Origin of the sequence: Curtobacterium sp. MCPF17_031, from assembly GCF_003234035.1 — a bacterium.
GTDB lineage: Bacteria > Actinomycetota > Actinomycetes > Actinomycetales > Microbacteriaceae > Curtobacterium.
Genome location: NZ_QKSG01000020.1, coordinates 1 through 12,958, shown reverse-complemented (window position 1 = coordinate 12,958; position 12,958 = coordinate 1). Strand labels below are relative to the sequence as shown.

Genomic DNA, 12,958 nt, shown 5'->3' with positions numbered 1-12,958 from the left:
CGCCCGCCCCGCGGCCAGCCCGGCCACACGACGGACGGGAGGCCCGTGACCAGCTGGTCACGGGCCTCCCGTCCGACGGCGCTGCGCTCCCCCGCGGCGGCGTCATCGGCCGGTTCCCCGTCAGCCGACGACCTCCCACGTGACGAGTCGCGCGTCCCGTGTGGTGACCTCGTGCACGGGTCCCTCGACCGCGAGGACCGCGCGCGGCGTCGCGGTACCCGGCAGGACCCGGACCGCGGTGGCGCGCTCGTTGACGATCACGCCGCCGGTCGCGGTGTCGGCGTCCGCGACCGAGGCCGAGGCGGCCGCGTGCGAGCCGACCCAGACCTCCACGTCGCCGGGTTCCACGATCCGGACCATCCGCCGGTCGCTGAAGGCCAGGCGGGTGGTGGGGACGGTGAAGGCGAGCCGCACGGACTCCCCTGCGTCGAGTTCGACGCGGGCGTACCCGAGCAACTGCACGACGGGTCGGGTGACCGATCCGGCGACGTCGTGCCCGAACAGCTGCACCACGTGGGCGCCGGCGACCGTCCCGGTGTTCGTGACGGTGACGCCCGCGGTGAAGGCCGAACCGGCCTGCACGGAGTCGTCGACGACCAGGTCCGAGTACCCGAACGACGCGTACGACAGACCGAACCCGAACGGCCGGACCGGGGTGGAGTCGGTGGCCGTGACGTCCGAGGGGCCCCCGAGCGCCGGGTGCAGGTACGAGTACGGCTGCGCGCCCGCGGACCGCGGCAGTGACACGGGCAGCCGACCCGAGGGGTTCACTGCACCGGTGACGACGTCGGCGATCGCGAGTCCGCCGCCCTCGCCCGGGAAGAACGCCTGCAGGACGGCAGCCGGCCGCGGGCCTTCGCCGTCGAGCGCCCAGCTGATGGCGTACGGACGGCCGGTGAGGAGCACCAGGACGACGGGTGTGCCGGTGGCGACCACGGCCTCCACCAGTTCGCGCTGCACGCCGGGCAGGTCGAGCGACTCGGAGTCGTTGCCCTCGCCGACGGTGCCGCGGCCGAACAGGCCGGCCTGGTCCCCGACGACGACGACGGCGAGCTCGGCGTCGGTGGCGGCGGAGACGGCAGCGGCGATGCCGGTCCGGTCCTCCCCCTCGACCGCGCAGCCCTCGACGACCCGGACCGATGCTCCGGCGAACGCCTCGGTCAGTGCCTCGGCGACCGTCGGGATCGAGAACCCGAGCGGCAGCCCGGGGTGGGCGGCCAAGACGTGGTTCGCGAACGAGTAGCAGCCCTGCAACGCCTCGGCGCGATCCGCGTTCGGACCGATGACCGCGACGGTGCCGGGGGTCCGTCGGACCGGCAGGACGCCGTCGTTGCCGAGCAGCACGATCGACTCCTCCGCGAGGCGACGGGCGAGCGCCTGATGTCGGGGCGAGTCGAGGTCGACGCCGGTGGGCGGTTCGTCCTCGTACGCGTCGGGGTCGAGCAGACCCAGGGCCTCCTTCTGCGCGAGCGCCCGGAGGACGGCCCGGTCGACGTACGCCTCGTCCAGCTGCCCCGAGCGCACCCGCTCCACCAGGGGGCGCAGGTACGCGTCCCCGGTGGGCAGTTCGACGTCGATGCCGGCCTCGAGCGCGAGTGCAGCGGCCTCGCCGCGGTCGGCGGCGACGGCGTGCATCACCTCGAGGAACGCGATCGCGAAGTAGTCGGCGACGACGACGCCGTCGAACCCGAGCTGCTCGCGGAGCACGCCGGTCAGGTACTCGGGGCTGGCGGCCATCGGGACGCCGTCGGTCTCGGTGTAGGAGTTCATGACCGAGCGGGCGTTGCCGTCGAGCAGCGCCATCTCGAACGGCGGCAGGAACACGTCCCGGATCTCACGCGGCCCGGCGGAGACGGGCGCGTGGTTGCGTCCGGCGCGGGACGCCGAGTAGCCGAGGAAGTGCTTCAGCGTGGCGTGCACGCCGGCGTCCTGCAGACCCCGCACGTAGGCGGTGCCGACGCTGCCGACCAGGTACGGGTCTTCACCGATGCACTCGTCGACCCGGCCCCAACGGGGGTCGCGGACGACGTCGAGCACCGGCGCGAGCCCCTGGTGGATCCCGAGCTCACGCATCGAGTCGCCGATCGCGCGGCCGACCTGTTCGACGAGCTCCGGGTCGAACGAGGCGCCCCACGCGAGCGGGGTCGGGAAGGTCGCGGCCTTCCAGGCGGCCAGTCCGGTGAGGCACTCCTCGTGCACGAGCGCGGGGATGCCCAGTCGGGTCTCCCGCTTGAGGCGACGCTGCTCCTGCCAGAGCCAGGCGGCCCGCTCCTCGGCGTCGACCGGGCGGGTGCCGTAGACGCGGGTGTAGTGCCCGATACCGTCGCGGGTCACCTCCGGCAGGGTCGCCTGGGCGTCCTGTCCGGCCGCCATCTCGCCCTGCATGGGTGCCACGACGCCGTTCTGGTCGAGCCAGTAGCCGACGATCTGCGCCGCCTTCTCCTCGAGCGTCATCCGGGCGAGCAGGTCGCGGACGCGGTCGCTCACCTCGGGGACGGCCGGGAGGTTCGGGGCCGGGTCCGACAGGTCGGTGCGGACGGTGTCCACTGCCTGCCTCGGTTCGTTGGTGATCGTCATCCCTTGACCGCCCCGGTGAGGCCGCCGACGATCCGGCGCTGGAAGATCGTGAAGAAGATCAGCGCGGGGATCATCGACATCGACGTGAAGGCGAGCACCTTGGCGGTGTCGACGGAGTACTGCGACGAGAACGCCTGCACGCCGAGCGGCAGCGTGTAGCTGCCCTCGTTGTTGAGGATGAACAGCGGCAGGATGTAGCTGTTCCAGCTGGCGATGAACGCCAGGATCCCGACGGTGACGACGCCCGGCAGGGACAGCGGCACGATCATCCGGAAGAAGAACCCGAGGCGGCTGGCACCGTCGATGGACGCTGCCTCCTCGAGCTCGTCGGGGATGGCCCGGAGGAACGGCACCAGGATGATGACCGTCGTGGGCAGGGCGAAGGCGATCTGCGGCAGGATCACGCCGGCCAGGCTGTTCGTCAGACCGAGGTCCTTGATGAGCAGGTACAGCGGCGTGATCGCGACGGTGATCGGGAACATCAGGCCTGCGGCGAACAGGGCGTACAGGGCGCCGCGGCCCGCGAACCGGTAGCGGGCCAGGATGTAGCTGACCATCAGACCGAGCACGACGACACCGACGGTCGTCGCGATCGCACTGATCGCCGAGTTGCCGAGCTCCTGCCAGAAGATCGAACTGCCGAGGACCGAGCCGTAGTTGCCGAGCTCGAACGGGGCCGGCAAGCCGGCGGGGCTGGTGGTGATCTGCGAGTTCGTCCGGAAGCCGCCCAGCACGATGTACAGCACCGGGGCGAGGTTCGCGGCGACGAACAGGATCGCCACGACGTAGGTGAGCGGGTTGGCGCGACCGATGGCCGCGCTCGACCGGCGCTCCCGTGTCGCACGACGCCCGGGGGCGACGATGCTCGTGGTGGCCATCACTTCTTCCCTTCGGTGATCGCGCCCGCGGTGTCCCGGCGGAGCACGAATCGTTGGTAGATGAGCGCGACGGCCAGGGAGATGACGAACATCACGACGGCGACGGCGCTGCCGAAGCCGTAGTTCCCGGAGTTGCGGCCGTTGCCCACCATGTAGGTCGCCATGGTCGAGGTACCTGCGGTGGAGGCGATGTACTGCCCCCAGATGATGTAGACGAGGTCGAACAGCTGCAGCGACCCGATGATCGACAGGAACGCCCAGATGCGGATGGTCGGGCCGAGCAGCGGCAGCGTGATGCGCCGCTGGATCTGCCAGTAGCCGGCACCGTCGATCGCGGCGGCCTCGAAGAGCTCCTCGGGGATGCTCTGCAGACCGGCGAGGAACAGGATCACCGCGAAGCCGATGTACTTCCACGAGATGATCAGCAGCAGCGTCCAGATCGCGATGTCCGGGTTGGACAGCCAGTCGGCACGCAGACCGCCGAGTCCGATGGACTGGAGCATGTCGTTGACAGCGCCGTTCGACTGCAGCAGCAGGCTCCACCCGGTGCCGACGATGACCTCGGAGATCACGTACGGCACGAAGACCAGGACGCGGATGAGTCCGCGGCCGTGCATCTTCTGGTTGAGGAGCAGCGCGAGCACGATCGCGATCGGGCCCTGCAGCACCAGCGACAGGACGACGATGAAGCCGTTGTGCATGAGGACCGACCGGAAGGCCTGGTCCTGGAAGATGATGACGTAGTTCTGCAGCCCGACGAAGTCGGTGGGCGGGCCGTAGCCCTGCCACTTGAAGAACCCGTAGTACGCGGCCATGCCGACGGGCAGGATCACGAACGTGACGAAGACGATGACGGCGGGTCCGGCGAGGACGGCGATCTCGGCGCGCTTCCGCCAGTCCGCGAGCCGCTTGGCGGGCCGACGCCCGGCGGGGCGCGGTGCGCTGGACGCACCGCTCCCCGCCGTCGTTGACCCCGAGGCGCGGTCCGACCCGGTGGTCGGGTTCGTGCCGAGCGAGGTGTCGAGGGTCATGGTCAGCCCTTGGCCGCAGCCTGGTTGGTGGTGGTGACGATGTCCTTGGCGGTGCCCTTGTCGGCGAGGACGTCGACGACGCTGGTGTTCAGCGCGTTGCCGACGTTCTGGCCGTAGAGGGTGTCGAGGTACTGCGACACGAACGGGGCGTCCTTGTACGCGGCGAGAGCGGACTTCAGGTACGACTCCGACACGACGGACTGGGCGTCCTGGTTGACGGGGATCGCCTGGAAGGCCTTGTAGTAGCCCTCCTGGTTGTCCTTCTCCACGATGAAGTTGAGGAAGTCGGTGCACGCCTTCTTCGGGGCCTGCGCGGTGCAGGAGTAGCCGTCGACGCCGCCCATCATCGACTTCGGGTCACCCTTGCCACCCTCGACCGCGGGGAACGGGAACCAGCCGAGGTCCGGCAGCGGCTTGGCGTCCGGGGTCAGCGAGGAGATCACACCCGGGTCCCACGCGCCCATGAGTTCCATGGCCGCCTTGTGGTTGGCGAGGAGACCGGCGGAGCTGCCGGCGCCCTGCTGTGCGGCGGTGGTGAGGAAGCCCTTGTTGAACGGCTTGGTGTCGTTGAAGGCCTCGAGGTCCTTGCCGGCCTTGGTCCAGCAGGCGTTGTCGAACTTCAGCGACTCCGCAGCGCCGGTCAGGGTCTTCTCGCTGCAGGCGCGGAGCGCGAAGTTGTAGTACCAGTGCGCGGCCGGCCAGGCGTCCTTCGCGCCGACGGCGACCGGGTCGACCCCGGAGTCCTTGAGCTTGGCGATGTCGTCGTTCAGCTCGTCCATCGTGGTGGGCGTGCCGTCGATGCCGGCCTTCTCGAACAGGTCCTTCGAGTACCAGATGCCCTCGGGCAGCACGGCGACGGGCATGGCGTAGGTGCCGTCCTTCGCGTCGTAGCCCGAGAAGGTGCCGGCGCTGATGGACTTCTTGGCGTCCGCACTGATCGAGTCCTTGATGTCGAGCAGCTGCCCGGCGTTGATCATCGCGTTGAGCTTGCCGCCACCGCGCTGCAGGAACACGTCGGGGCCGTCGCCGGAGTTGAGCGCGGTCTGGAGCTTGCCGTCCAGGTCCTCGTTCTGGATGGCCTGGATCTTGATCGTGACGTTCGGGTTCTTCGCCTCGAACGCCTTGACCGTGTCCGCCCAGTAGGCCTTGCCCGGCCCGGTGGTGGAGTTGTGCCAGAAGGTCATCGTGACCTTGCCGTTGCCGTTGCCGTTGCCGTCGTCTGCGGCTCCGCCGCTCGAGCAGCCCGTGGCGAGCAGTGCGGTGCCGGCTGCGATGGCGATGGCCGCCGCGAACCTGTTCTTCCTCGTCATTGTGGAGTCCCTCGGTAGTCGTCGTTGACATGCGACCGCGAGGCCGCACGGAGAGCATGCCCGGGGCTCGATCGGGTTGTCAATCGATTTCGATAACGATTTCTGTCCGGTGCGCCACGCGGCACGAAGTTGGTTCATCGGGACGGAACGGGGCCCGGGGACGAGTACGGTGTCGTCGTGGATGCCATCGCCCGTCCTGCTCCCCTCCCGGGGCGGACCACCATCAGCGATGTCGCGCGAGCCGCCGGTGTCTCCGTCCCGACCGTGTCGAAGGTGATCAACGGCCGCGATGGTGTCGCCGCCGCCACGTCGCAGCGGGTGATGGCCGTGATCGAGTCCCTCGGGTACGAGAGTTCCCTGGTCGCACGCAGCCTGCGCCGCAGCCGTACCGACGTGATCGGCATCCTGGTCACCGAGTTCGAGCCGTTCTCCACCGAGTTGCTCAAGGGCATCTCGTCCGCTGCCGACGGCACCGGGTACGAGCTCCTCGCCTACGCCGGACTCGTCAGCGGAGAGGCGCGACCGGGCTGGGAGCGCCGGTCCCTGTCCCGCCTGGCCGGCACACTGATCGACGGTGCGATCGTCGTCACCCCCACGACCCTGATGGCGAGCACCCCCATCCCCGTCGTCTCGATCGACCCGCACACCGGGCCCGAGGGCCACGCCGCGATCGACTCGGACAACGTCGGCGGCGCCCGGGCCGCCACGGAGCACCTCATCGCGTTGGGTCACCGCCGGATCGCCCACATCCGCGGGCGTGCCGACCTGGCGTCGGCCGAACTCCGCGAGATCGGGTACCGCCAGTCGCTCGAGGCCGCGGGCATCCCCTTCGACCCCGACCTGGTGCGGGTCGGCGACTACCAGACCGCTGCCACCGCCGAGGTCGCCCGCGGACTGCTCGCACGCCACGACCGGCCGACCGCGGTCTTCGCAGCGAACGACAGCTCGGCGATCGGGGTGCTGCAGGTCGCCGGGGAACTCGGGCTCCGGGTGCCGCAGGACCTGTCCGTCGTGGGCTTCGACGACGTCCCCCAGGCCGCGAACGCCACTCCCCCGCTGACCACGGTCGCGCAGCCGCTGCACGACCTCGGCGCCGAGGCGCTCCGGATGCTGCTCGAGCTCCTCGGCGGCCGCGACGTCCCGGCGCACGTGCAGCTGCCGGCGTCGCTCGTGGTCCGGGCGAGCACGGCTGCGCCCCCACCCGGTTCCTGAGGCGCGAGACGCCGGCGTCTCCGCGAGACGCCGCGACTCGTTCGAGACGCCGCCGAACTCCGCGGCGTCTCGGCAACTCGGCGGCGTCTCGCCCACTCGGAGGCGTCGGACGGGAGGCACAGTGCCAGCCCGCCCCGCCCCTCCCGTCCGCCCCGCGCGACTCCGGCGTCTGCGCGAGACGCCGCCGCCAACCGTCGGAGACGCCGCCGAACTCCGCGGCGTCTCGCGCAGACGGGGGCGTCTCGCGCACTCGGCCACCCGGTCTCGCGCACCCGGCCACGCAGCCACCCTCGCGCGCGACCGCGGGACCTGATAAGTTCCCGCTCACAACAAATACGGGAGGCCGTCGATGGCGACGCACCAGGACACAGCACACCGGACCGGCGAGGCCCTCGTCACCGTGCTCGACGCGGACGGCACACCCCGGGCGGGAACCGAGGTCGTCGTGGAACAGCAGCGCCACGCGTTCGGGTTCGGCAACATCGGGTTCGACTTCGTCGGCCTCGCGAACGGTGACGCGCCCGACGAACACGACCCGGACGACGACCCCGGTACGCCCGAACTCGCCGACCTCTGGCTCGACGTGTTCAACACCGCGACGCTGCCCTTCTACTGGGGCCGCTTCGAGCCGGAGCGCGGCCGCCCCGACACCGAGCGACTGCAGCGGACCGCCGCTTGGTTCCGAGACCGCGGTGTGGCGACGAAGGGACACCCGCTGGTTTGGCACACCGTGCAGCCGGACTGGTTGCTCGGGTTGGACACGGACGAGGTCGAGCGTCTCCAGCGGGAGCGGATCCGCCGCGAGGTGCGCGACTTCACCGGCCTGGTCGACACCTGGGACGCGATCAACGAGGTCGTGATCATGCCGCACTTCGCGAACGGCGACAACGGCATCACCCCCCTCGCCCTGGCCCGCGGCCGGCTCGCGATGATCCGGATGGCCGTCGACGAGGCCCGCGCCACCAACCCCGCCGTCACACTGCTGCTCAACGAATTCGACCTGTCGGACGCGTACGAGTGCCTGATCGAGGGCGTCCTCGAGGCCGGCATCCGCATCGACGCCATCGGGCTGCAGACCCACATGCACCAGGGGTACTGGGGCGAGGACACCATGCTCGCGATGGTCGATCGCTTCGCCCGGTACGCTCTGCCGCTGCACCTGACCGAGACCTCCCTCGTGTCCGGCGACCTGATGCCGGCGCACATCGTCGACCTCAACGACCACCGGGTGGACTCGTGGCCGTCGACGCCCGAGGGGGAAGCACGTCAGGCCGACGAACTCGAACGGCACTACCGCAGTCTGGTCGGGCACCCCGCCGTCGAGGCGATCACCTACTGGGGCATCACCGACCACGGCGCCTGGCTCAACGCGCCGATCGGGCTCGTGCGGGCGGACGGCACGCCGAAGCCCGCCTACGACACACTCCGTCGGCTGGTGAAGGACGAGTGGTGGACCGGGCCGACGACCCTCCGCACCGACGACTCCGGACGGGCGACGTTCCGCGGGTTCCGTGGCGACTACGCGGTCCGTGCCGGCAGCGCGGAGGCGACACTCACGATCGGTCGGGACACGCCGACAGAACTCCGGCTGACGACGGACTGACGTCCCGCCGTGCGGGCGCGACCGCCGTCGGACGGGAGGCGCGTGACCGGTCGGGACGCGCCTCCCGTCCGACACGCGGCCGGCTCGGACCAGCGACGACCCGCCGATCGCATGCGCCCCGCGCGCTACGGTGCTGTCATGCGCGCCACCGTGCGGGACGTGGCCGCCCTCGCCGGGGTGTCCCCCAAGACCGTCTCCAACGTCGTCAACGGCGGGGTCGTCGTGCGCCCGGAGACCCGTGCCCGGGTCGAAGCCGCGGTCATCGAACTCGGCTACGTGCCGAACCTGTCCGCTCGAGGCCTGCGGAACGGCCGGACCGGGGCGATCGCCGTGACGCTGCCGGAGCTCGCGAGTGCGTACTCGGCCGACCTCGCACGGTGGTTCGTGGTCCTGGCGCACGACCGCGGCCTGGTCGTGCAGCTCGAACAGACCGCGACCGACCCGGAGCGGGAACGCGACCTGGTCTCGCGGGCGCGAGCGCACCTGGTCGACGGGCTCGTCCTCAACCCGGTGTCGCTCGACGCCAGCACCCTCGCGAACACCGACGGCCTGCCGCCGACCGTCGTAATCGGCGAGGTCGAACCGGAGCACGTCGACCAGGTGCACGTCGACAGCCGGGCGGCTGCGCGCGAGGTCACGACGATGCTCCTCGACCGCGGACACCGGCGGATCGCGATCGTCGGTGCCGAGCGGGGTGACGTCGTCACCGCCACGGCACGGACGCGGCAGCTCGGGCACGAGGACGCGCTGGCCGCACGGCGTGTCCCCGTCGACCCGACGCTCCGTGTCCCGCTGCCGGAGTGGACGACGCCGACCGCGGCACGGACGTTCGGCGAGTGGCTGGACCGGAACCCGCTGCCCGACGCGGTGTTCGCGTTCACGGACTCGATCGCGTTCGGGGTGCTGCACGTCCTGGCGAGCCGGGGCGTCCGGGTGCCGGAGCAGGTGAGCGTCGTCGGGTTCGACGACGTCGACCAGGCCGCGTTCGCGGTCCCCGCGCTGACGACGGTGTCGTTCGACCGGCGGGCGTTCGCGGGCGCGGCGCTCGACCTGCTCGAACGACGGATCGAGGACCGGGAGGCACCGGTCCGGACCGTCGTCGTGCCGCACCGGATCGTCGAGCGCGCGAGCGTCGCGACGCGGTGAAGGCGCGGTCGCGGCAGCCGACGCCCGGACGGCAGGTGGCGCGGCGGAGTGCTGCCCGGCGAGACGCGGCACCTCGGCGGAACGCGGGCGGCGAGTCGCGGCACCGCCGCGGACGCGGGCAGCGAGTCGCGGCACCTCGGCGGAACGCGGCGGGCGCCTACGTCCGCGCCTCGGTCCGCCGCGGCTTCAACCGCTCGGGAGCGTCCGTCGCCGGCACCCACTCGCAGATGAACGACCCGCGGTACCCGAAGAGGAACCCGAACAGCCGGTTGTGCACCTCGAGGTCGACGTGGAACGACCGGTCCTCGTCCGACCACCACTCGTGCAGGGTCGCCCGGCCGCTGAACAGCATCGGGAACCGGAACGAGAACGGCCCCTCGTGGAACCGTTGCGCATCGGAGGTCAGGACCAGCCCACCACGCTCGTCGACGGCCAGGTCGAGGTCGACCGCCAGGTGTTGGTGCGAGCCGAGGTAGTCGAGCACCCGACCGTCGACGAGCACCATCGTCGCGTCGAACCGTGCCGTGCGCCCGGACCGCACGGTGTAGGTCCGGACGAACGTGACGGTCTCACGGCCGAGGACGTCGCGGTAGGGGTAGTTCTCGATGGTGAACGGGACGTCGTTCCCGACGTCGGGCACCAGGATGTTCCGGAGCCGGCCGATCTGCAGGAACGGCACCGTCCACCACGGACCTCGGCGGATCGACTGCATGGTGCCGTGGCCGACGCAGGCCTCAGCGGCGTCGAGTCCGACACCGAACCGTCGCTGCATCATCGGGTGGAGCCGGTCGAAATCGGCGCCGAGCGCCTCCTGGAACACCGAGGTCATGACGTTCCTCCGGGTCGGGCAAGCGTCGCCAGGGTCGCCGGGGCGTCCCGCAGGTGGTCGGCGCGACGGGTTCCGCCGACCGGTGCGCGGCGCGTCCGGGAGGCCCGTGGCCGGTCCCGGCGCCACACCGCCAGGACGCTGGTGAGCGGCCAGGCCTCCGGTTCGTCCCCGCCCTCGAGCCAGACGCGGAGCCGGTCGAAACTCCACGCGGTCGCCCACCCGAGGAGCGGTCGGACGACGAGGTCGAGCGGTCCCCACCCGGAGTCGTAGTCGTACCCGGTGATGAACCGCGTCCGGCCGTCATCGGTCGGCACGTACCGCCAGTAGCCCCGCCCTGTGCGGATCGGGGAGAGTCGGTCGTCGGTGGCGAAGCGCAGCGCCGAGGTGCGCGTGCCGTCGTCACGCAGTCGCTCGCCGATGGAGATGCCAGTGCCGTGCACGTCGTGGAGGGCCGAGCGTCGGACGTAGGTGAAGCGAGCGGCTCCGTCCGTGTCGGCCGGCTCTGGCACGATCTCCGAGAACCGGACGTCCCAGCGGACGTGCTGCCGGGTGTCCTGCGTGGCGGCCCACACCGCGTCGACGTCGGCGTCGATCAGCGTCTCGACGTAGATGCTCCGGCTGGCCACGGGGCTGAGCGTAGTGCCGGCCCGAGTGCCATCACCAGCGGCAGCGACGCCGTCAGTCGCCGTCCGCCGCCCGCAGCACGGCGGCCGCGGTGCGCCGGTCGGCGAGGATCCGGAAGTGGCCGCCGAGGTCCAGCCGCACGTTCTCCGCCCCGGCGAGCTCACTGCCGCCGGGGATGAGCGTGTCGAAGACCGCGTAGACCGAGGTGATCCGGGTGTTCGCGTCGAGCTCCCGCGCCAGGCCCGCGAGCACCGGGTCGGCGGCGCGGAACACCCGGAGGTGTCGGACGGGTGCCAGGACGGCGTACTTCGACCCGGCGAACGGCGTCGACACCGCCACCATCCGGTCGATGCGGCCGTGCGGGTCCAGTCGGGTCATGGCGTACTTGCCGATCAGGCCGCCCTTGCTGTGCGCGAGGACGAGCACCCGGTGCAGGTCGTGCTCGTCGAGGTAGGCCATCACCTCCTCCGCCGAGACGGGCACCGGCTTGAGGTTGTGCCGGAGGACGGTGAGCACGTGCACCGGGTGGCCGCGGTCGTGGAGCACGTCCATCAGGGGGCGCATGAAGTGCCACGTCTCGTAGACGCCGGGGATCACGATCACGGCCTGCCGGTCGCCGGAGCGGTAGTCGTCGGCGGTCGTGGGCCCGAGACTCCTGACCTGCCACACCACGGCGTACACCCAGTCGAGGAGCGCCCATCGCGCACGACGCACCAGTCCGACCCGGACCGGGCTCGTCCCGGCGGTCGCGCCGGTCACAGCGGGACGCCGTCCCGGGTCGCCTCCAGGGTCTGGACGCGACGGAACTCGTCGACGAGACGGGCGACGGCGACGGGCTGGTGTTCCTGCACGTGGTGCGGCCCGGGGAGCTCGACGAGCGCGCCCGCGTCCGCGGCGGCCACGAGCCGTTCCACCCAGTCGTGCTTGGCGATGGGGTCCTGCTCGCCGCGGATCACGAGCACCGGCACGGTCAGGGCCCGGACGCTGTCGAGCATCCGGAAGTCCCGCATGGGCAGGAGTTCCCGGGCGTACTGCGGGATGCTCTGGACGTAGTCCCCGAAGACGATGACGTTCATCCGGAGGCCCTCGATCGCGCAGTCGAGCAGGAGCTGCGCACCCAGACGCGGCAGCGAGCGCCGCCGGTCGTCGACGACCGGCCCGACCAGGACCACGGAGTTGACGACGTCGGGGTGGCGGAGCGCGGCGGCGACGGCGATCTGCGTGCCCATCGACTGCCCCATCACGACCAGGTCGCTGATGCCACGAGCGGTGACCGCGCGGACGACGAGGTCGGCGTACTCGTCCACCTGGAACCTGCGCCCGGCACGGGTCAGTCCACCGAACCCGGGCAGGTCGACCGAGACGGTCCGGTGCGTCTGCGAGAGCAGTGTCTGCACCCGGAGGAACGACCGGTGGGACATGCCGATGCCGTGCACCATGACGATGGTCGGAGCGAGGGCGTCCCGGACGCGTCCTGCCGGGGCGAGGGTGCGCAAGCGCACGGGGTGTCCGTCGATCCGGACGGTCTCGACGAGAGCGCGCATCCCCTGAGACTAGGCGGCTCACCACCCGCTGCCTGTGAACGATCCGCAGCGGGGAGTCAGCACCGTCTTCGACTCCTGCAAGGTCGACGCGGTGCACTGCTCCCATGACCGACACGAACCCCTCCGGACGGCGCCCCGACGACTGGTCGGCTGCCCCGGCACCCGCCCCCACCGGCCCGACCGCGGGCCTGTCTCTTATACACA

General features: G+C 71.2%; 11 protein-coding genes. 3 read left to right on the top strand and 8 right to left on the bottom strand.

Annotation, left to right across the window (positions count from 1 at the left end; translation table 11 throughout):
* Positions 1 to 120 precede the first annotated feature (120 nt).
* Genes DEJ31_RS16715 through DEJ31_RS16700 form a run of 4 tightly spaced genes read right to left on the bottom strand, consistent with a single transcriptional unit; the run spans position 121 to position 5,796 of the window.
* Positions 121 to 2,577 (bottom strand): glycoside hydrolase family 3 N-terminal domain-containing protein, encoded by a 2,457-nt coding sequence (locus DEJ31_RS16715; protein ID WP_220034885.1) that lies wholly within the window; start codon positions 2,575 to 2,577, stop codon positions 121 to 123.
* Entirely contained in the window at positions 2,574 to 3,455 is an 882-nt protein-coding gene (locus DEJ31_RS16710; RefSeq protein ID WP_110904899.1) for a carbohydrate ABC transporter permease, read from the bottom strand. The genes DEJ31_RS16715 and DEJ31_RS16710 overlap by 4 nt, the downstream gene beginning before the upstream one ends.
* The gene (locus DEJ31_RS16705; protein ID WP_111043988.1) at positions 3,455 to 4,486 is read right to left on the bottom strand and encodes a carbohydrate ABC transporter permease; all 1,032 of its coding nucleotides are present in this window, start codon (positions 4,484 to 4,486) and stop codon (positions 3,455 to 3,457) included. The genes DEJ31_RS16710 and DEJ31_RS16705 overlap by 1 nt, the downstream gene beginning before the upstream one ends.
* A 2-nt stretch (positions 4,487 to 4,488) precedes the next feature.
* Positions 4,489 to 5,796 (bottom strand): ABC transporter substrate-binding protein, encoded by a 1,308-nt coding sequence (locus DEJ31_RS16700; protein ID WP_111122446.1) that lies wholly within the window; start codon positions 5,794 to 5,796, stop codon positions 4,489 to 4,491.
* A gap of 177 nt (positions 5,797 to 5,973) precedes the next feature.
* Here DEJ31_RS16700 and DEJ31_RS16695 point away from each other — a divergent pair, with 177 nt between their 5' ends.
* From DEJ31_RS16695 to DEJ31_RS16685, 3 genes are all read left to right on the top strand, one after another.
* A complete protein-coding gene (locus tag DEJ31_RS16695; protein WP_258366355.1) occupies positions 5,974 to 7,008 on the top strand; it encodes a LacI family DNA-binding transcriptional regulator in 1,035 nt (344 codons plus the stop codon).
* A 349-nt stretch (positions 7,009 to 7,357) separates the two neighbouring features.
* On the top strand, positions 7,358 to 8,611 hold the full coding sequence (locus tag DEJ31_RS16690; protein WP_111122445.1) for an endo-1,4-beta-xylanase: 1,254 nt from the start codon (positions 7,358 to 7,360) through the stop codon (positions 8,609 to 8,611).
* Positions 8,612 to 8,749: 138 nt separating this feature from the next.
* Positions 8,750 to 9,757, top strand: coding sequence for a LacI family DNA-binding transcriptional regulator (locus tag DEJ31_RS16685; RefSeq protein ID WP_111122448.1), 1,008 nt, complete (start codon positions 8,750 to 8,752; stop codon positions 9,755 to 9,757).
* Positions 9,758 to 9,914: 157 nt separating this feature from the next.
* On the opposite strand, the gene DEJ31_RS16680 is transcribed toward DEJ31_RS16685, so the two are convergent.
* Genes DEJ31_RS16680 through DEJ31_RS16665 form a run of 4 tightly spaced genes read right to left on the bottom strand, consistent with a single transcriptional unit; the run spans position 9,915 to position 12,754 of the window.
* Entirely contained in the window at positions 9,915 to 10,586 is a 672-nt protein-coding gene (locus DEJ31_RS16680) for a DUF4166 domain-containing protein (RefSeq protein WP_111122444.1), read from the bottom strand.
* Positions 10,583 to 11,212, bottom strand: a complete 630-nt coding sequence (locus DEJ31_RS16675) for an SRPBCC family protein (protein WP_258366354.1) — start codon at positions 11,210 to 11,212, stop codon at positions 10,583 to 10,585. The genes DEJ31_RS16680 and DEJ31_RS16675 overlap by 4 nt, the downstream gene beginning before the upstream one ends.
* Before the next feature lie 52 nt (positions 11,213 to 11,264).
* Complete coding sequence (locus DEJ31_RS16670) at positions 11,265 to 11,969, bottom strand: triacylglycerol lipase (RefSeq protein WP_258366353.1); 705 nt, start codon at positions 11,967 to 11,969, stop codon at positions 11,265 to 11,267.
* Positions 11,966 to 12,754 (bottom strand): alpha/beta fold hydrolase, encoded by a 789-nt coding sequence (locus DEJ31_RS16665; RefSeq protein WP_111122443.1) that lies wholly within the window; start codon positions 12,752 to 12,754, stop codon positions 11,966 to 11,968. Before DEJ31_RS16665 ends, DEJ31_RS16670 begins: the two co-directional genes overlap by 4 nt.
* Positions 12,755 to 12,958: the final 204 nt, after the last annotated feature.